The following is a 19911-nucleotide window of genomic DNA, read 5'->3' on the forward strand; positions in this document are numbered from 1 at the left end:
CAGGATAAAAACAGCTCGTTTTTACCTAAAATCAGCAAGAAATAAAAAATTATCTTGAAAGTGGAATCCGAAAAACCTGAATTAATGTTTTTAGTGGACAATCTTGTTTTTACCAAAAAAAAGAAGCAGTCCTTTTGAGACAGCCTCTTTTTATTTTTATAGACCACAGGCTGCACGGGTTTTGTTTTTCGCGCGGATTTAATTTGATTTGTGCTGATTTTTTAGTTTTTCAATCCAGACAGCTGTCTGGATTGAAAAACTAAGCCTATTGCAGAGAAAAACTCAGGGCCTTGAAAATTTAGAGCCTTAGCGCCTAAAAAAAAACAATTAAAGCTGGTTTGCCAACATGGGAATTATGTAACGAATTTGATTTTGGATAAAAATGCTTTGTGCTTTTAATTTATACATTTGAAAGTTTTGACTGCCTTTTTGAATAGGATCAGATGTTCAAAATGATAGCCTAAAAACGATTTTTCAAGTATATTTTAATTCTTTTAACGCTTTATTCCCCCACTACGGCATGGTATTAATTATAAATAATATCAAGGCAGATATTATTGCCTTAAAGAAAACATTAGAATTACATAATATTGATGTAGATACCGCCGAGTCTGGTGAAGAAGCCCTGAAAAAGATATTAAAAAACAATTACTGTCTTATTATTATGGACGTTCAAACACCGGATTTCGATAGCTTTGAAGTAGTTAAAATTCTCTCTGCAAATAAGCAGACAAAAGATGTTCCCGTAATTTTCCTATCAGCTTTAAATATTGAAAAGAAATACATTTTTAAAGGTTCTGAAACCAGTGTTGTAGAATATATTACAAAACCTGTTGATACTGATCTGCTAATACTGAAAGTAAAAAATTTCATTAAAATTTACGAACAGCAAAACGAATTAAAAGAGATAAAAGACCTGCTTTCTAAAGAAATTAAAATTAGAAAAGAAGCACAGGATAACCTCGAAACTAAAATCGCCGAAAGAACAAGGAAACTGGTTTTGAAAAACGAAGAATTGGAGATGAAAAACCACGAATTACAGCAGTTTTCCTGGGTAGTTTCGCACGATTTGAATGAACCCATACGGAAGATTCAGGTTTTTATAAAAATAATCAAAGAGCTTTATTTAAAAAATGATGAAAAAGGAATTGATTATATCGACAGAACCATAAAATCTGCAGAAAGAATGCAGACCTTAATTACAGATCTTCTTGCTTATTCCCGTTTATCTGCAAAGGTTAAACCTGAAATTACCAACTTAAATATTGTTTTACAAGATGTGCTTTCTGATTTTGATTATTTAATCGAGAGAAAAAATGCGACAATTAAAACAACAGAACTCCCGGCAATTGAGAGTATTCCGAGTCAGCTTCGACAAGTATTCCAGAATTTGATTGGAAATGCCCTTAAATTCTCCAACACAGAAAATCCGCCGGTAATCGAAATCACCTCAGAATTAATCGCCGATAAATCTTTCGACAGCCCAGCCTCTCCGGAAGGGAAATACTGCAGAATTATTGTAAAAGATAACGGAATTGGTTTTGATGAAGCTTATCTCGACCGAATTTTTATTATTTTTCAGAGTTTAAACGATCGCCGGATGTATGAAGGAACCGGAATTGGATTGGCAATTGCCAAAAAAATCATCGAAAAACACAACGGATTAATTACTGCTAAAAGTGAAGTAGGCAAGGGAGCAAGATTTATTATTGTTCTTCCTTTAAAACACGAATAAATACAGAATGTAAGGTTTAAAAAAAATCAGCTGATTAGTTCACCAGATTTCATTATTGGGTTTTACGATTAGTTTATCATTGTTATAAGCTTATAAATGGTAATTCCTCGGTTAATTATACGCAGGAAGTTGTTTGCAACACCATATTATACTCTAGATAACGATGAAAAACCAGAATTGCAGAATAATTCAATACAATTGATTTAATTTTTAGGTTTAGGAACTTCGTCTTCCGGAAGGATAATTTTATTGAGTTCGGCTTCTTTTTCAGCGCGTCTTTGTGCTGCTTTTCCTTTCCCAATAGGTATTCCGGCGGTAAAATACAAAGATCGGTTGTATACATTAGGCCCATCGCCCTTCATAACAGGAACCAGTCCGTAATAATATTGAATCGTAATATTTAATCCGTTGCCCACATTCATGTGATATCCCGTACCAAAAGCAACTCCTGCATCAATAACCCTGATTTGATCCCTGATTTTTTTCTTGTAAACAACATCGTTATCATTGATTTCATTTTTAAACTGATCAAAAGCAGAAGCCAAAAGTCCAAACTGAGGTCCCGTTTTAAGATAAATTCGATTTTTAAACTGATACTTAATCAAAATAGGAACATTAAAATATCGAATTTCACGATCAACAGTTCCTCCCGCAAAAGTATTATCCAGATTTTCATCTTCTAAAGAATAAACAGGAATCTGCCGCGCGCCCATAGGAGATTTTACAATCACTCCTGTATTAATCATCCAGGCAGGATTTTGCTTTGACCTGATATCAAAATAAAAACCAAGATTAAAACCGGGGTTCATTCCCGAGCTTTCAAGATTAGAAATATCCGAAAGATTGATGCCGCCTTCTAAGCCAAACTCTAAAAAAGGAGAATTTAGTTTATCACCAAAAATCAAAGAAATTAAAACCTGCGATTTTGCCTGATTGATGCAGCATATTGTAATGAGCAATACTAAAACTTTTTTCATAAAGTAATTTTATAATCCAAAACGATATTGTAAACCAGCCAAAGCCTGTGTACGGCTTCCTAAAAAGCCTGCTTCAAGTCTAAACATAATGTGTTTATTATATTGAAACTGTGTTCCCACAATAAAATTCCACATATCTTTTGGTCTTTTTTGCAATGAATATTGAATAGTAGATTGATCTGCAGTACTCAAAGCCCCGTCTAAAGTGGTTAAAAAAGTACCCGCTCTTTCTAAAGCACGATTTGCAGTATTATGTTTTGCAATGTTACTAGGATTAGACTGCTGCGCAGGAGTTAAACCATCCCACCAAGTGTCGACTTTTGTTTGGTTTTCAGATACTTTTGCCAAACCATTATCCACTTTAGTCTGTGCAGTACTCAAATCAAAAATATCCGATAAAGCAAGATTTCCATTAGTACCGCCATTAATGTGAACCCTAAAACCTCCAACCCAAATTGCAATATTTTGTTCCGGTTTATGAAACTTAAACGTTTTACCCAATCTTGGACCAAAAACATAAGAAAATGCAGGTTTATCCAGCGCACTTATATCTGTCCAGGCCATGTTCATGTCTAATGCCAGCCATCCGCCGCCAATACCAATTGTGGGCGTCATACCAAAACCAAAAGTAGTAGCATCAAAATTTGCAGATGTACCAAACGATGCAACTTCAGACCAATTATTATCAGCATCCGGAACCCAGATTCCGGCATTTATTTTTGTTGTTGTATTAGCTTTACCAAAAATTCCATAAATATTTAAAAAAGGAAGTAACCAAATATCTGGTCGTATGGTCAATGCACCAGCTTCAACAGAAGATTTATCGAAACGTACTATTTCATCAAGATTGTAAAGCGGGCCGTTATTAAAACCAACCTCTAAATTACTTATTACAATTTCAGAATCCTGCCAAAAGTAGTTTACAGACAATCCTGCTGAATATGGTAAATTATACCCTTTTTGGGCTACTTTTTCTCCCCAGATAGGCAAAGCATATGGATATTTCTCTACTTTAAGACTGTCTTTTAACTCCTGGTTTTTTTCTCCTACAATTTTATCAGTATAAACTTGGGCAAAAATTTGAATAGAAAACAATAATAAAAACGCGGTTATTAACAAATTACTTTTCATGGATTTGAATTTTATAATGGTTAGTTTTTAAAACAAAGAAGGCAAATATATGTTTTATCTTACAAAATAAACGCAAAAAAGAGAATCAATTACAAACTTTTTAGATTATTAGTATGTTAATTAGTGTTAAAGTTAATTAAAATTTTCTATCCTTGTATTTTTTTTCTTAAAACATCTCTAATAATCAGTGGTTTATATTTTTTTTTAAAAGGAAAAAGAATAAATGCTATTTTTGCAGATATGAAATGGATAGCAATAGTTATGTCAATTTATTTGATGGCACTTTCAAATATGCCTTGTGCAGATATGGAAGTGAACAGTGCTATGCATAAAACCGCCCGGTTTTCATCAGAAGAAAATCATTCGCACGATAAAGACAATGATTTATGTTCTCCATTCTGCGCCTGCAATTGCTGCGGCGCACAGGTTTTAAGTTACCAGACATCTCCAAGCTTTGAGTTTTCTTCGGCTTGCACAAAAATTTCAATCCCTTTACCAAGTTACAATTCTGTATTTACTTCTAATTTCTACGGAAGTATTTGGCAGCCCCCTCAAATATCATAATGATGCCCGGTTAATTCTGGGTTAAAGAGTTGTGGACTTTCCACAAAATGATAAGACAAACTTTTGTCTAATTTCTCATGTCATTATATATTTCAAATGCTAGATAAAATCATTCAGTTTAGTATACGAAACAAATTCGTTATACTATTATTTACCCTCGTTTTAATAGCGTGGGGAAGCTATTCGCTTAAAAAATTGCCGCTTGATGCCCTGCCGGATGTCACCAATAATCAAGTTCAGATTATTACCACAGCACCCACTTTGGCAAGTCAGGAAGTAGAGCAATTAATAACGTATCCGTTAGAACAAGCAGTAAAAACAGTTCCGGATATTATAGAACTACGCAGTATTTCCCGTTTTGGCCTATCTGTTGTAACCGTTGTGTTTGAAGACGATGTCGATATTTACTGGGCGCGTGAACAAATATTTCAACGTTTAAAACAAGCCGGGGAAAACATTCCCGCTTATGCAGGTTCGCCGGAATTAGCCCCAATAACTACAGGCCTTGGAGAAATTTATCAATATGATGTTTATGCCAAAAAAGGCTACGAAAACAAATACGACGCAGTAAAGCTAAGAACCATTCAGGATTGGATTATTATTCCGCAATTGCAAGGTGTAAAAGGTGTTGCCGAAGTAAGTGCCTGGGGCGGAAAACTAAAACAATACGAAATCGCCGTAAACCCAAGCACATTAAACAGTCTGGGCGTAACGATTACCGAAATTTTTGACGCTCTCGAAAAAAACAATCAAAATACCGGAGGCGCTTATATAGAAAAAGATCAATATGCCTATTTCATTCGCGGTGTCGGAATGGCAAAAGGCGTAAAAGACCTGGGCAATGTTGTAGTTAAAAACCGAAATGGCTCTCCCGTTCTCGTGCGAGATGTAGCGCAGGTTCGCGAAGGTGTTGCATTGCGCTACGGAGCATCGACAAAAGACGGAAAAGGAGAAATCGTTTCTGGCTTAGTTTTAATGCTGAAAGGCGAAAACTCCAGCGCCGTTGTTGACAGGGTCAAGGAAAGAATGATTCAGATTAATAAAAGCCTGCCCGAAGGTGTTACAGCCGAAGCCTTTATTGACCGGGGAAAACTCGTTGATAATGCCATTGGCACCGTTACCAAAAACTTACTTGAAGGAGCTTTAATTGTTATTTTTGTTCTGATCCTGTTTTTAGGAAACCTTCGTGCAGGATTGATTGTGGCTTCGGTAATTCCGCTGGCGATGCTGTTTGCTGTTATTTTAATGAATGCCTTTGGCGTAAGCGGAAATTTAATGAGTTTAGGCGCAATAGATTTCGGGATTATTGTCGATGGAGCTGTTATTATTGTAGAGGCTTCAATGCATCATCTGCAGAAACTCAAACGTAAAAAAGAGCTTTCTCAGGAAGAAATGGATGCTGAAATTTACAATTCGGCTTCAAAAATCAGGAATAGTGCCGCTTTCGGAGAAATTATTATTCTAATAGTGTATTTACCTATTCTCGCTTTAATTGGAACCGAAGGGAAAATGTTTAAGCCAATGGCCATGACAGTAGGTTTTGCCGTAATTGGAGCTTTTATACTTTCGCTGACGTATGTACCTATGATGAGTGCTTTGTTTCTTTCGAAAAAACCGGAACACAAAGAAAATTTCAGCGACAGAATGATGCTTTGGTTTGAGAATTTATATACCCCATTTTTAAGTAAAACATTAGCATTAAAAAAAGTGGTTTTAGGAGTTTCGTTAGGATTTTTTGCTTTAGCACTTATTGTTTTTCAGAATATGGGAGGAGAATTTATCCCAACAATTGAAGAAGGCGATTTAGCCATAAACGCTTCAATTATGACTGGAAGTTCGCTTACGCAGATGGTAGAAACTACGACAAAATACGAACAGATTTTAAAAGCCAAATTCCCTGAAATTAAAACGATCGTAACCAAAATAGGGAGCGGCGAAATTCCAACCGACCCAATGCCTATTGAAAGCGGTGATTTGATTATTGTTTTAAAAGACAAAAAAGAATGGAAAGGCAAATATCATAATTGGGAAGAACTGGCAAACGCCATGAAAGAAGAAATGGAAGTGATTCCGGGAGCCAATATCGAGATTTCACAGCCCATCCAAATGCGTTTTAACGAATTAATGACCGGAAGCCGAAGCGATATTGCCATTAAAATTTTTGGTGATGATCTGGAAATTCTGGATTCAAAAGCATCAGAATTGATTTCTAAAATTAAAAACATCGAAGGAATTGGAGATTTAAAAGCTGATAAAGTAACCGGATTACCTCAAATTACAATAAAATACGATTACAATAAAATCGCTTTATATGGATTGAACATTTCAGACATCAACCAGATTATTCGTTCGTCGTTTGCGGGAGAAAGTGCAGGAAAGATTTATGAAGAAAGCAAACGTTTTGATGTTGTAGTAAGAATGGATCAGGACAATCGAGCTGATATTACCGATGTCAGCAACTTGTTTATTCCGCTGCCAAACGGGCAGCAAGTACCACTTTCGCAAGTTGCAGCGGTAGATTACGAACAAGGCCCGGTGCAGGTTACGCGCGAAGACGGAAAACGTAGAATTGCTGTTGGCTTAAACGTTCGTGGAAGAGATATAAAAACCGTTGTAGAAGATATTCAGCAAAAACTGGATAAAGATTTTAAACTTCCTGCCGGTTATTATGTAACGTATGGCGGACAATTTGAAAATTTAATCGAAGCCACAAAACGACTTTCGATTGCATTGCCAATTGCTTTAGGATTGATTTTGACATTGCTGTATTTTACATTTAAGAGCTATAAACAGGCGCTTTTAATCTTTACAGCAATTCCGTTGTCAGCAATAGGCGGTGTATTTGCACTTTCGCTGAGAGGAATGCCGTTTAGTATTTCTGCCGGAATTGGATTTATTGCCTTATTCGGAATTGCGGTTCTTAACGGAATTGTTTTGATTTCCAATTTCAATCAATTAAAATCAGAAGGAATTCTCGATCCGCTTGAAAGAGTTATCATCGGAACCAAAACAAGGTTACGTCCCGTTTTAATGACTGCAGCCGTAGCTTCGTTAGGTTTTTTGCCAATGGCATTATCCACTAGCAGCGGGGCAGAAGTACAGAAACCTTTAGCAACGGTAGTTATTGGCGGTTTAATTTCTGCAACCTTATTAACGTTAATCGTTTTACCAATTTTGTATTTAATGTTAGAGAAGTTTAACCGCAAAGTAAAATGATTTTTCACGCAGATTCTGCAGATTTTAGCAGACTCAAACAGATTTAATTAAAAAAATGAAAATAATAATTTGCGTATATCTGCTTAAATTTTTTTAAAATCTGCATGAAACAAAAAATTAAAGAAAATGAAAAAGTTACTATATAATTTAAGAACAATAAACTTTGCGAACATCGCACATCCTTTGCGAACTTTGCGGTTAATTGCGTTCCTATTGGCAAGTACGATAACATCGGCGCAAGCCAAAATATCTTTAGAGAGAACAATAGAGCTCGCCAAATCAAACAACATCGATTTAAAAATCGTCGATAAAGAAATAGAAAAACAAACCGTTTTAAAGAAAACCGCTTTTCAGCCTGATCCACTTCAGGTTCAATATCAAGGCGGGCAGTTCAACAGCGTTGATTTCGACCATAATGTTTCGGTACAGCAATTCTTTCCGTTAGGAAATGTCACAAAAGCCAATCGACAATTGCAGGAAGAACTTGCCAAACTGGCCGAAAAACGAAAAGCTTTATCATCTTACGAACTCGAAAAAGCCGTGACTTTAGCCTATTATCAATATTTATATGGAATTTCAATTCAAAAATTAAACTCAGAATTAAATGAGATTTATACCAAATTCCTAAAGAATGCCGAACTCCGTTTTAAAACCGGAGAAAGCGGGAACATCGAAGTAATCAGTGCCAAAGCCAAAGTAAAAGAAATCGAAACGCAAAAAGAACAATTAAATTACGATTTGGCTATTTACCAAAAACAGCTTCAGTTTTTTGTGCAGACGACAGAAAATATAATTCCAGATGAAACAACTTCTTTAAAATATGCTTTTATAGAAAGTCAGGATTCAAAAGCAGAAAGTTTAATGACAGATTTTTACCAACAGCAGATTTCGGTTTACCAAAAAGAATCCGGAACGCATAAAGCAGCGCGAACACCAAAATTAGGGTTAGGTTATTTTGCGCAAACTATTAATACCGAATCATTGTTTCAGGGTTTTACGGCCGGACTTCAGATTCCGTTATTTGGAGGGGTAAATACAGCAAAAGCCAAAGCTTCGGAAATTAGTATTTCGCAGTCGCAGCTGGCATTAGATAAAAACAAAATTATCTTAAATCTGCAAAAAGAAGAACTGCAGAACAACTTTCAAAAACAGCAGAAAAACTTAGATTATTATCAAAATGAAGGTTTGCAATACGCCAACCAGATTATTGATACGGCACAAAAAAGTTATGCCAACGGCGATATGAGTTATTGGTCGTATATCAGTTTTTTAAATCAGGCCATTGATATTAAAAAACAGTTTGCCGAAGCTACGCACAGTTATAATCAAAGTGCCATCGAACTCCAGTTTCCAACCATCAAAAACAATTAAAAATGAAAGATATAGATAATAATTTAACCGCAAAGTTCGCAAAGAAAAAACGCAAAGTCCGCAAGGCAATAAAACTTAGCGTGCTTTGCGTAATCTTTGCGCTCTTTGCGGTTAACTTAAGCTGCAATGAGAAAAAAGCCGAAGAAACCCACGAAGAAAAAAAATCGCAGACAGAAGTTGTCTTAACAGAATCCCAATATAAAACGGTTGGCATTGAAACGGGATTTGTAGAAGACAGAAACCTGAATAAAATTATCAAAGCCAATGGTTATACTACGGTTCCGCCTCAAAATTCGGCTGAGGTTTCGACTTTAATTGGCGGAACAGTAAAAGATATTTATGTTTTAGAAGGAACGTTTGTCAATAAAGGAAAAGTTTTGGCAACGATTCAAAATCTAGAAGTAATTGAAATGCAGGAAGATTATCATTCAGCAACAGCCAATGTTGAATACCTGCAGTTAGAATACAACCGCCAGAAAACTTTGAGTGATGAAAACGTAAACCCGAGGAAAACATTTCAGGAAGTAAAAGCCAGATTAGCTGCCGAAAGAGCCCGAGCACAGGCAGCAAAAAATAAACTGGAAGCCTTGCATGTTTCTACAAAAGGAAGTTCTTCTTTAGTGCCAATTGTGGCACCTATAAGCGGCTATGTTGGAAAAATAAGCATTGCTAAAGGCGCTTTTGCCCAAACGGGAGTTTCTTTGTTTGAAGTTGTAGATAACAGTCAGATGCATTTGGATTTGAATGTTTATGAGAAAGACTTGGGGTCGATTTCTATTGGTCAGGTAATCGATTTTGTACTGACAAATCAATCGAATAGATCCATTAAAGGAAAGATTTTCGGAATCAATAAATCCTTTTCGAACGAAAGTAAAACTGTTGCTGTTCATGCCAAAATTGATCCTGCCGATGCTAAAGATTTGATTTCGGGAATGTATGTTTCGGCAAATATCAATATTGTAAATGCCACAGTTCCGGCTTTACCAAAAGATGCTGTTGTTCGAAATGCCGACAAGTATTTTGTTTTTGTGCAGGAAGAAGAACATAAAAATGAGAAACCGAAAGAAAAAGAAATTCATTTTAAAGCAATCGAAGTGATTCCCGGCACAACCGATTTAGGTTTTACAGAAGTTAAGTTTGTTGATAGAATTGAGCCTGATGCTAAAATTGTTACAAAAGGTGCTTTTTATTTATTGTCTGCAATGAAGGGCGGAGGAGAGCATGAGCATTAAAAAAGTTTCCGGTTTTCTTTGTTTGCTTCGCCAATTCGGCTTTTAGCCTCGGGTCAGGTTTCAAGTTGTTTAACCGCAAGGCTCGCAAAGAATCACGCAAAGTTCGCAAGTTCCAGAACCTGAAACTTGAAACCTGAAACTTGAAACCTGAAACCTGAAACTTGAAACCTGAAACTTGAAACAAAAAACTAAAAAAAATCAATTGCCTCCAGTTTTAGCTCGAGGTCATAAAAGCTCAATTTCAAGGGCTTTAGCCAAACTTGCGTGTTTTTGGCTAAAGCCTTTTCTTACTCTTATTTTAGAACCTCCAGCTAAAGCTGGAGGCAATTGAAATTAAATCTTAAAAAACTTTTCGACTCTGCGACTTTGCGAGATTATTTCACACCAGCTTAAAAAGAGCTTAGCGCCTTAGTGTCTTCGTGGCAAAAACGAGATTAAAAACATTTTTACTTAAGAGTAATTGCCGTAAAATGATTAAATTTAGAGCATAATTTTAACGAAGTTTCAGAGAAACTAAAACATGAAACTTTAAACCTGAAAGGCTGCAATGATACATCAAGATTTAGAAGTAAAAAATACTAAAAATAAAACCAAACCATCCTGCTGCTGTTCACACGACGAACCTGTACATTCTGTTAATGACGGACATGACCATGGGCACAATCATGAGCATAATATCAAAGACAGTTTGTTTAAATTATTCATGCCATCCATCATATCTCTTATTTTATTACTTATAGGAATTGGTTTTGATCATTATTTTCCTCAAAGCTGGTTTTCAGGATATGTTAGAATCGCTTGGTATGTTATTGCGTATCTCCCAGTTGGGCTTCCGGTTTTGAGAGAAGCTTATAAAAGTATTGTAAAAGGCGATGTATTCTCAGAGTTTTTCCTAATGTGTATTGCCACCATTGGAGCTTTTGCCATTGGAGAATATCCCGAAGGTGTTGCCGTTATGCTGTTTTATACCATTGGAGAAACATTTCAGGGAATGGCAGTGAGTAAAGCAAAATCTAATATTAAAAGTCTGCTGGATCAGCGCCCGGATGAGGTTAATATTTTAGAAAATAATATTGCAGTAAAAATAAAGGCTAAAGATGCTAAAATAGGCGATATTATTCAGCTTAAAGCGGGAGAAAAACTAGGATTAGACGGCGAATTATTATCAGATTCGGCTTCATTTAATACCGCAGCTTTAACGGGAGAAAGTAAACCAGATACTAAAAAGAAAGGCGATACGGTACTAGCCGGAATGATAAATGGAAATACAATTGCACAGGTAAGAGTTACAACGGCTTACAACGATAGTAAACTTTCGAAAATTTTAGAATTGGTTCAGAATGCTGTAGCTAAAAAAGCGCCAGCTGAGTTGTTTATCCGCAAGTTTGCCAAAATTTATACCCCAATTGTGGTGTATTTAGCAATTGCAATTTGTTTACTGCCAATGCTTTTTTTCGACAATTATATTTTTAGCGACTGGCTGTACAGAGCTTTGGTTTTTCTGGTTATTTCTTGTCCTTGTGCTTTGGTTATCAGTATTCCGCTTGGTTATTTTGGCGGAATAGGCGCTGCAAGTAAAAACGGAATTTTATTTAAAGGAAGTAATTATCTGGATAGTATTTCAAAGATTCAGAATGTTGTAATGGACAAAACCGGAACAATGACCGAAGGCGTTTTTAAAGTTCAGGAAGTTATTATAAAACCTGATTTTGATAAAGAGGAAATTCTGAAATTAATAAATGTTCTGGAAAGTCACAGTACGCATCCGGTGGCGACTGCAATTCATAATCACGCTGGTAAGATTGATACAGCGATCGAATTAAAAAACGTCGAAGAGATTTCGGGACACGGATTAAAAGCAGAAGTAAACGGAAAAGAACTTTATGTGGGAAATTTTAAATTGCTGGATAAGTTTAACATCAGCTATGATATAGATCCAAGTTCTGTAGTTTATACAACAATTGCCATTGCTTATGACCAGAAATTTGCAGGTTATTTAACCATTGCCGATGAAATTAAAGCAGATGCTCCCGAAACGGTTTCTAAGCTAAAAGCATTAGGCATAAAAGTAACCATGCTGAGCGGAGATAAAACCAATGTCGTTCAGTTTGTGGCTGATAAACTTGGTATTGCAAAAGCTTTTGGAGATTTACTTCCAGAAGACAAAGTCAATAAAGTAAACGAAATTAAAGCTAAAAATGAAACGGTTGCTTTTGTGGGAGATGGTGTAAACGATGCGCCGGTAATTGCTTTAAGTACCGTAGGAATTGCAATGGGAGGTTTAGGAAGTGATGCCGCAATCGAAACCGCCGATGTTGTAATTCAGGACGATAAACCAAGTAAAATTGCAATGGCAATAAACATTGGTAAACAAACCAAAAAAATTGTCTGGCAGAATATTGGTTTAGCTTTTGTAGTAAAAGCTTTTGTACTGATTCTCGGTGCCGGCGGACTTGCTACAATGTGGGAAGCTGTTTTTGCTGATGTTGGAGTGGCTTTATTGGCGATATTAAATGCAGTTAGAATTCAAAAGATGCAGTTTTAAGTTTTAGAAGAAATCCTGATTTTACAGAAGTCAGGATTTCTTTTTTACTGAATTGATACTTTTAAATTTCTATGCATTTATAAAACAATCCTATTTTTTTCTATATTCGTAAAAAAACAAATTCATGAAAAAAATTTTGCTCGTTTTTATAAGTGTTGTTTTTACATTTATATTAAGCCTTAATTCGGTTTCTGCCCAGATTAAGCAGGATAAACTATTATTCGGAGTTGCTTATTATGATGAATATATGCCTTATGAACGTTTGGATAAGGACATAAAAATGATGAAGGAAACAGGTATCAATGTAGTTCGCATTGCAGAATCTACCTGGAGTACTATGGAACCGCAAGAGGGTGTTTTTGATTTCAGCCATATAGATCGTGTTCTTAATGCGATGCACAAAGCGGGGATTAGTGTTATAATTGGTACGCCTACTTATGCTGTGCCTGCCTGGCTGGTAAAAAAACATCCAGACGTTCTGGCAATTACAAATAGGGGAACAAACCAGTATGGATCTCGCCAAAATATGGATATTACGAATGTTCATTTTAGAAATTATGCCGAAAAGGCGATTCGAAAAATGTTGGAGCATATCAAAGATCACCCTGCAATTATAGGATATCAAATTGATAACGAAACTAAATCGTATGGAACAAGCGGACCAAATGTTCAGGCACAGTTTGTTGCTTATATGAAATCAAAATATCCATCGCTTGATGATTTAAACAAGATTTTTGGTCTGGATTATTGGAGTAACCGAATCAACAATTGGGATGATTTCCCGTCTGTAAACGGAAGTATTAATGCAAGTTTAAACGCCGAGTTTGCTAAATTTCAGCGTTCACTGGTTACAGAATACTTAAGCTGGCAGTCTAAAATGGTGCGTGAATATAAAAAGCCAAATCAGTTTGTAACCCAGAATTTTGATTTTGACTGGTGGGGACATACTTATGGGATTCAGCCAGAGGTTGATCATTTTGCAGTTTCAAAAGTACTTGATATTTCGGGTGTAGATATCTACCATCCATCGCAAGATAAACTTACGGGACTGGAAATCTCTTTTGGCGGTGATGTTGCACGCTCTATGAAAGGCGGGCAGAATTATCTTGTAATGGAAACTGAAGCTCAGGGATTTGCAGAATGGGTGCCATATCCGGGTCAGCTGCGATTGCAGGCATTCAGCCATTTAGCATCTGGGGCAGATATGGTTTCGTATTGGCATTGGCATTCAATTCATAACTCTGCAGAAACGTATTGGAAAGGATTATTAAGCCATGATTTTGAGCCTAATCCAACTTATGAAGAAGCTGGAACAATTGGAGCAGATTTTAAAAAAATTAGCCCGCATTTAATACATCTGCAAAAGAAAAATGATGCAGCTATTTTATTTAGTAACGAAGCTTTGACGGCCTATAATTCTTTTGGTCCGGGAAATTACAACGGAATTTTAAGACCCATGTATGATGCGCTTTACAAGATGAATGTTGGTGTTGATTTTATTGATCCGTCAAGCATTGATATTGAGAAGTATAAATTAATTGTTGTACCTGCCTTATATGCTGCACCAGATAGTTTATTGATGCGCTTAAACAATTTTGTGAAAAATGGAGGCCATATTGTCTATACTTTTAAAAGTGGTTTTTCTGATGAACACAATAAAGTAAGAACGGTGCGCCAGCCGGGAATTATTAGTGAGGCCTGTGGTATTACGTACAGCGAATTTACTATTCCTGAAAAGGCTGGTCTTAAAAATGATCCTTTTAATGTAGGGAAGGAGTATAATAAAGCAGAAAAATGGATGGAACTTTTAGTTCCTGTTACAGCAAAAGTTTTAGCTTATTATGACCATCCTCAATGGGGAATTTATGCTGCCGTGACTCAGAATAATTATGGAAAAGGTGTCGCAACTTATATTGGTTTTGGAACAAATCCAGCCTTGAATGATAAAATTCTGGAAGGAGCTGTTAAAAATGCCGGACTTTGGGGTAAAGATCAGGAATTAAAGTTTCCAATTATTGTAAAATCAGGTACCAATCAATTAGGAAAAACAATTCATTACTATTTCAATTATTCAGGCGAAGAGGTGTCATTTATATATTCGCATAAAAAAGGGAATGTTTTATTGACAGAGGAAAAATTAGCTTCACAAAGTAAAATTTCGCTTCCTGCATGGGGATTTACTATAATCGAAGAGTTATAGAAAAATGTAACGTTTGCCGATTAATTAAAAAATGAGGCTGTCTCAAAAGTCGGAGCAGCCCCTTTTTATTTTACATATTTCTTTGTTCCGTAGGAACATTTCAAATTATATTGTTATCATCGTTTATGTCCCGTAGGAACGTTTGATTTTGACATCGTTTTTTAATAATCGGGCATATCAAACGTTCCTACGGAACGTAAATGTGTCCGACCTCTATTTTTTCTACCTATGAAACATTCCTAATGGAATGAAACCCGATATCAAATAAATAACAAGTTATATTTTTTGGTTCCGCAGGAACATTTCATTGGTAGAAACAAGTTAAGTTTACATTAAAACAAATAATTATAGTAAAAGAGCTGCCTTGACTTTTGAGACAGCCTCATTTTTTTGAATTATAATTAGAAATTATCTCTCGAAAACTGTTCGCAAAATTCCCTTATAGTTTGTCTTACTGTTCTAAACTCCTGCAAAATTTCTTCTTCAGTTCCTGCTGCTTTAGCAGGATCATTAAAGTTTTGATGTATTTTTTGAGCTTTTGAAGGAAAGAACGGGCAGCGTTCTTTTGCATTATCACAAACTGTAATTACAAAATCAAAATCTATATTTTGGTATTCGTCAACATGATTTGAAGTATGATTAGAAATGTCGATCTGATCTTCTTTCATAGTTATTACAGCCCTTGGATTAACTCCGTGAGTTTCTATTCCGGCACTGTAAACTTTAGCTTTATCTCCTAAAAAGTATTTTAAATAACCTTCGGCAATTTGACTCCTGCAGCTGTTTCCTGTACAGAGTACTAAAATATTTTTTGTCATAATTTAAACTAATAACCAAATGATATTGATAATGCAGAATTTTGGCTCAAAACCAAAAATGAGCTGCAGCACAATTACAGATGTTGTGATGATAATTGGTTTTTTGTACTTAAGTATTTTCTGTTTCATAATTAACAGCAGCCTGAATTTGGTGCGCAGCTATTAGCTTCGCTTTTATAGAGTTCAGTTAAAGCTATTTTTTGTTTTGATGAAGGAACTTTGCATGCATCTTGTGCCAGACATGCAGTAGTTTTATTTTTTAGAATAAAATGAGTTCCATTAAACTCTAAATCATATCTTCCAATCGTATCATTTTGATATTCAACTTCAATCTCAAAATCTTCAATATCTAATTTTTCTTCTGATAACTTAATGATATGCAAAAGTTTGCCCGGTTTCAATCTGTGTTCATAATCATCTGCATTCCACAATTGAAAATTAACTGCATTTTCATGGCGAATCACACCGCCGCAGTCAATAAATTTTTTACTGTTGGTTCCAATTTCGGTCACATGAAAGTGTTCAGGAACAAAAGTTCCGTTCTCTAATTGAAATGTTACATTTTCCAAATTTGGAAGAATGTTTTTAATGTCTGATAGTTTCATTGTTTTTTTTATTTATAGTTATAATGCAATATTACGATATGATTGTTAAAAAAAAGTTTAACAGCACTTCTGCTCTTTTGTAACAGCAATAATATTAGAAAAATATGTCCTTAAAATGTCAAAAGTACTTTCGTCAATACAATAGCAAATAGCATTTCCTTCAATGTTTCCTCTTATAAGCCCGGCATTTTTCAATTCTTTTAAGTGCTGTGAAACCGTTGGCTGGGCAAGTGGAAGTTCATTTACAATATCGCCGCAAATACATTCATTTACTTTCAAAAGATATTCAATAATAGCAATTCTTGCAGGATGCCCCAAAGCCTTTGCTATTGTTGCGATTTGATTTTGTTTTTCAGTAAAATGTTCCGTTTTAGTAGCTCCCATTTTATTTTAAATTTTAATATAGCAATATTACGATAAAGTTTTATAAGAAACAAATTTTTTTAACGCAAAGCACGCAAAGGTTTTAAATACGGGAGGAGGGGTGTTATTAAAATGCAGATTTTACCGCAAAGCACGCAAAGTTTTTACGCAAAGTTCGCTAAGGTTTAGAAAAAGAAAAAGTTTTGTGAACTTAGTTTTTTATAAAATCCGTTTACATAAAATCTTTGCGTAAAAACTTTGCGTGCTTTGCGGTAAAAAAATCAGCCGTAAAAAACCTAACACTTAAAATTTCGCCATCCCAAACCAATCAATACTAAATTGAAAAGAAGTAATGGTAAAAACGCTTTTACAAAACCATTTTCAGAGTTATCATTAAACGTTTCTACTTTAAAATTGTTCCATTTTTGCTGGTCGACAGGAGCATTATCAAATATCTTCGGATAAAAATGCAGCCGTAGTTTTTCGTGAAACTGCTTCGTTTCTTTCAGGAATAAAAGCTGGTTCCGCAAGTCAGATTTTGCAATTTCATTCAATTGAATCTGAGTATGAAGCGTTGGAATAAACCGTGCAATCAATTCGCCGGTATTATTTCGCTGCTCTAATTTTGATTCAAATTCTTTGGATTGTACGGCAGATTCATCATCACCCATTTGCTGCATTGCATAATACCAAAGCCAGCTGAATTCTGTTTCCGGCAGAGGGTAATTTTTAAACTGCGGATAATGTTTGTAGAATTTATCCAGCGTTGCCTGCTTATCCATATCCCATTTTTCGTGATATGCATTTCTCTGCGTAAGCGTTAATTCTAAAGCTTCGGGAACTTTATATTTATTGATGATATACGTATTGATTCCAGCCGGAAGAATAATAATCAAAAACAACCAGATCGTTAATAAAATAACGGCATTGAAGTTGGAATTTCTCTGAAGTGAAACAATAAAAAAACAAACCGAAAACCAAAACAAAATGTACAAAACTGCGATTCCGTAAAATAGAATAAACGTTTTGTCAATTGGAATTTGCAAAAAGAAAACTGCAATTAAAAGCAGGAGAGACAAAAGCGCAATTAAACTTAAAATGCGAACATAAAACAGTTTTAAAATATATAAAAAGATATTAGGACTTTGAGCTGTCACAATTTTCCAGGTTCCTGATTCTTTTTCTTCGGAAATAATATTATACAAAAAAGCAATAATCAAAAGCGGAAACAGATATAAAAGCACAAAACTAAAATCGATATTTCCGGACAAAAGATTACTCGGATTATTGAGTTCCGAATCGTATTTTTGAGCTTCCAGTCCACGAATTGTAACACTTTGAATTGAGGGATTTACATCACGCTGCCCGATTGCTAGACTGCTGATGGGTAAAGTCGTATTAACCAATGAAAACTTGATGTAGTAGAGCAGAAGCCCAATTTCGTCTTTATGGAAAGCAGCATTTCTGGCAATGTGTTCTTTTTGATAAATTACAGCTTCGGTAATATTCTTTTGTTGTTTTTCCTGAAACTGACGGCCGATTAAAAGGCTTATAAAACCAATGATTAATAAAAAAAGTAATCCAATCCTGGTGCCTTTTGAGCGTATGAAATTTTTAAATAATAGTACTAACATATTAGATGGCTTTTAGGTTTTTAGCAGCAGCTTTAATCAAAACAAGCAGCAGAATTATCCATAGCAATATGGAGATGATAGCAGTAATTTCAGTCTTTAAGACTTCCCAAACTGGTTTTGGTTCATAGTGAAATTCTTCAACATCGGCCCAATGGTTTTTATCGATCGTCTGCGGTTTATCATTTGGTCCGGGTTTTTTATTGCTGATATATTTGATCTGCAAAGCGTTCATTTTCTGCGCCATATTGTAACGGTATTGCTCCGCTTGTTTTTGAAAATCGATGTACGAATCATAATCTGTATTTGATAATCCCATCGACAGATTTTTCATTGCGATGTACGGATTTAAAAACGAAACAGCTTTAGAAAAACTATTTTGTTTTTCGTAAATTTTCAGCAGATCTTCTAAATGTTTATTATAAATATTCGAGCTGATTCTTTCACCTTCGGTCATAATAAATCCGGAATAATTAAAAGGAAGTTTTTGTACCGAATCGACTTTGTAAACACGTAATAAAGAATCTTTTATGGCTTTGTAATGCACATCATTCGGGTTATGACTGTCACCTTGTTTCAGGATATCTTTTTCAATATCGCTGTTAAACTGGATTTTCGAAGGCGCTTGATATAAATATGCCCCAATTGACTGAGTAGTTCTTGGGAGAATTATGGTAAAAATCAGCCAGATTCCAATTAATGAAACCAACGCTTTTTTTGAGGTTTTGCTTGATGCCGAAACCAAAACGGCAATGACAGAAAAGAACATCAGATAAATAAAATGAAACCCAATAAACAACAGCATTTTAATCGTTTCATCTGCCGAAATTGAAAAGTTTTGAAGCATTAACCAAATCAAAACCAATACGATAATGGTTGGAACAAAAAACAGCATAATGATACTGGCTATCCCAAGTATTTTACCAAATAAAAGCTGTTTCCAGCTGATTCCCTGACTTAAAAGGATTTTTAAAGTTCCGTTTTCTCTTTCGTAGGCAACAGAATTAAACCCAGCAAAAAAGATCAATAATGGCAGTAAAACCTGCAAAACCATGGCAATGCTTATTTCTCCAAAACGAAGCATACTGTTAGAGAATCCGGCTTCAGAGAAATTAGCGGTATTTTGTTTATGCGCTTCGAGGAAAATTGCATTTCCAAAAAAAGGTTCCATTCCAAATTCAAAAACACTTAACGAAGTACTTTTTCTAAAAGCAAAATTCCCGTAATGTGCCATTCTATGCGGATTTTTATCTGGATTTTTCAACCAGTCTTCGCGGGATTCATGCTGATATTTTTCACTGGTTTCGTTTTGGCTTTTGTAATTATCCCAGCCTGAAAAAGCGGCGAATAAAAGTAAGACGCCAATAAAAAGTGTAATAATATAAACTGCCGAATTTTTAAAAACAGCATTTTTAAAATGTCTGGCTATAAGGAGTTCTGTGTGTAATAATTTCATATTAATTAAAATTTAGCTGTTGAGTGTAATTTGTTTAAACACATAGAAACATAGCTTTTAGTCGATT

Annotated in this window: 15 protein-coding genes; 7 read left to right on the plus strand and 8 right to left on the minus strand. The window is 35.2% G+C overall.

Annotation, left to right across the window (positions count from 1 at the left end; all coding sequences use genetic code 11):
• Window positions 1-520 precede the first annotated feature (520 nt).
• Window positions 521-1735 (plus strand): hybrid sensor histidine kinase/response regulator, encoded by a 1215-nt coding sequence (locus LUU93_RS20025; protein WP_232682924.1) that lies wholly within the window; start codon window positions 521-523, stop codon window positions 1733-1735.
• Between the two features lie 203 nt (window positions 1736-1938).
• Here the strand turns inward: LUU93_RS20025 and LUU93_RS20030 are convergent, their stop codons facing one another.
• Both LUU93_RS20030 and LUU93_RS20035 read right to left on the minus strand, forming a co-directional pair.
• Complete coding sequence (locus LUU93_RS20030) at window positions 1939-2712, minus strand: porin family protein (RefSeq protein WP_232682925.1); 774 nt, start codon at window positions 2710-2712, stop codon at window positions 1939-1941.
• Between the two features lie 9 nt (window positions 2713-2721).
• Complete coding sequence (locus LUU93_RS20035) at window positions 2722-3843, minus strand: hypothetical protein (RefSeq protein ID WP_232682926.1); 1122 nt, start codon at window positions 3841-3843, stop codon at window positions 2722-2724.
• 240 nt (window positions 3844-4083) lie between these two features.
• Here LUU93_RS20035 and LUU93_RS20040 point away from each other — a divergent pair, with 240 nt between their 5' ends.
• The 6 genes from LUU93_RS20040 to LUU93_RS20065 all read left to right on the plus strand — a co-directional run bounded on the left by LUU93_RS20040 (window position 4084) and on the right by LUU93_RS20065 (window position 14971).
• On the plus strand, window positions 4084-4407 hold the full coding sequence (locus LUU93_RS20040) for a DUF6660 family protein (RefSeq protein WP_232682928.1): 324 nt from the start codon (window positions 4084-4086) through the stop codon (window positions 4405-4407).
• A 96-nt stretch (window positions 4408-4503) separates the two neighbouring features.
• Window positions 4504-7623 carry an efflux RND transporter permease subunit gene (locus tag LUU93_RS20045; RefSeq protein ID WP_232682929.1) on the plus strand — a complete coding sequence of 1040 codons (3120 nt, stop codon included), beginning with the start codon at window positions 4504-4506 and terminating at the stop codon, window positions 7621-7623.
• Between the two features lie 126 nt (window positions 7624-7749).
• Window positions 7750-8994 (plus strand): TolC family protein, encoded by a 1245-nt coding sequence (locus LUU93_RS20050; protein ID WP_232682930.1) that lies wholly within the window; start codon window positions 7750-7752, stop codon window positions 8992-8994.
• Window positions 8995-8996: 2 nt separating this feature from the next.
• Window positions 8997-10226 (plus strand): efflux RND transporter periplasmic adaptor subunit, encoded by a 1230-nt coding sequence (locus LUU93_RS20055; RefSeq protein WP_232682931.1) that lies wholly within the window; start codon window positions 8997-8999, stop codon window positions 10224-10226.
• A gap of 547 nt (window positions 10227-10773) precedes the next feature.
• Entirely contained in the window at window positions 10774-12771 is a 1998-nt protein-coding gene (locus LUU93_RS20060; RefSeq protein WP_232682932.1) for a heavy metal translocating P-type ATPase, read from the plus strand.
• A 124-nt stretch (window positions 12772-12895) separates the two neighbouring features.
• On the plus strand, window positions 12896-14971 hold the full coding sequence (locus LUU93_RS20065; protein ID WP_232682933.1) for a beta-galactosidase: 2076 nt from the start codon (window positions 12896-12898) through the stop codon (window positions 14969-14971).
• 401 nt (window positions 14972-15372) lie between these two features.
• Here LUU93_RS20065 and LUU93_RS20070 read toward each other — a convergent pair whose 3' ends face one another.
• From LUU93_RS20070 to LUU93_RS20090, 6 genes are all read right to left on the minus strand, one after another.
• The gene (locus LUU93_RS20070) at window positions 15373-15789 is read right to left on the minus strand and encodes an arsenate reductase ArsC (protein ID WP_232682934.1); all 417 of its coding nucleotides are present in this window, start codon (window positions 15787-15789) and stop codon (window positions 15373-15375) included.
• Window positions 15790-15792: 3 nt separating this feature from the next.
• The gene (locus tag LUU93_RS21745) at window positions 15793-15918 is read right to left on the minus strand and encodes a hypothetical protein (RefSeq protein ID WP_255669560.1); all 126 of its coding nucleotides are present in this window, start codon (window positions 15916-15918) and stop codon (window positions 15793-15795) included.
• Window positions 15919-15920: 2 nt separating this feature from the next.
• The gene (locus LUU93_RS20075) at window positions 15921-16394 is read right to left on the minus strand and encodes a DUF6428 family protein (RefSeq protein WP_232682935.1); all 474 of its coding nucleotides are present in this window, start codon (window positions 16392-16394) and stop codon (window positions 15921-15923) included.
• 57 nt (window positions 16395-16451) lie between these two features.
• Complete coding sequence (locus LUU93_RS20080) at window positions 16452-16778, minus strand: ArsR/SmtB family transcription factor (RefSeq protein WP_232682936.1); 327 nt, start codon at window positions 16776-16778, stop codon at window positions 16452-16454.
• Between the two features lie 275 nt (window positions 16779-17053).
• Complete coding sequence (locus tag LUU93_RS20085; protein WP_232682938.1) at window positions 17054-18391, minus strand: DUF3526 domain-containing protein; 1338 nt, start codon at window positions 18389-18391, stop codon at window positions 17054-17056.
• Window position 18392: 1 nt separating this feature from the next.
• Window positions 18393-19844 (minus strand): ABC transporter permease, encoded by a 1452-nt coding sequence (locus LUU93_RS20090; RefSeq protein ID WP_232682939.1) that lies wholly within the window; start codon window positions 19842-19844, stop codon window positions 18393-18395.
• Window positions 19845-19911 lie beyond the last annotated feature (67 nt).

It is taken from the genome of Flavobacterium soyae, from assembly GCF_021245985.1.
Taxonomy (GTDB): Bacteria; Bacteroidota; Bacteroidia; order Flavobacteriales; family Flavobacteriaceae; genus Flavobacterium; species Flavobacterium soyae.

Bases quoted from the DNA above. Each gene is read 5' to 3' on its own strand.
- LUU93_RS20070 (WP_232682934.1), bottom strand. From the start codon at position 15,789: ATGACAAAAAATATTTTAGTACTCTGTACAGGAAACAGCTGCAGGAGT.
- LUU93_RS20060 (WP_232682932.1), top strand. From the start codon at position 10,774: ATGATACATCAAGATTTAGAAGTAAAAAATACTAAAAATAAAACCAAA.
- LUU93_RS20050 (WP_232682930.1), top strand. From the start codon at position 7,750: ATGAAAAAGTTACTATATAATTTAAGAACAATAAACTTTGCGAACATC.
- LUU93_RS20075 (WP_232682935.1), bottom strand. From the start codon at position 16,394: ATGAAACTATCAGACATTAAAAACATTCTTCCAAATTTGGAAAATGTA.
- LUU93_RS20045 (WP_232682929.1), top strand. From the start codon at position 4,504: ATGCTAGATAAAATCATTCAGTTTAGTATACGAAACAAATTCGTTATA.
- LUU93_RS20040 (WP_232682928.1), top strand. From the start codon at position 4,084: ATGAAATGGATAGCAATAGTTATGTCAATTTATTTGATGGCACTTTCA.
- LUU93_RS20065 (WP_232682933.1), top strand. From the start codon at position 12,896: ATGAAAAAAATTTTGCTCGTTTTTATAAGTGTTGTTTTTACATTTATA.
- LUU93_RS20080 (WP_232682936.1), bottom strand. From the start codon at position 16,778: ATGGGAGCTACTAAAACGGAACATTTTACTGAAAAACAAAATCAAATC.
- LUU93_RS20035 (WP_232682926.1), bottom strand. From the start codon at position 3,843: ATGAAAAGTAATTTGTTAATAACCGCGTTTTTATTATTGTTTTCTATT.
- LUU93_RS20090 (WP_232682939.1), bottom strand. From the start codon at position 19,844: ATGAAATTATTACACACAGAACTCCTTATAGCCAGACATTTTAAAAAT.
- LUU93_RS20025 (WP_232682924.1), top strand. From the start codon at position 521: ATGGTATTAATTATAAATAATATCAAGGCAGATATTATTGCCTTAAAG.
- LUU93_RS20085 (WP_232682938.1), bottom strand. From the start codon at position 18,391: ATGTTAGTACTATTATTTAAAAATTTCATACGCTCAAAAGGCACCAGG.
- LUU93_RS20055 (WP_232682931.1), top strand. From the start codon at position 8,997: ATGAAAGATATAGATAATAATTTAACCGCAAAGTTCGCAAAGAAAAAA.
- LUU93_RS20030 (WP_232682925.1), bottom strand. From the start codon at position 2,712: ATGAAAAAAGTTTTAGTATTGCTCATTACAATATGCTGCATCAATCAG.
- LUU93_RS21745 (WP_255669560.1), bottom strand. From the start codon at position 15,918: ATGAAACAGAAAATACTTAAGTACAAAAAACCAATTATCATCACAACA.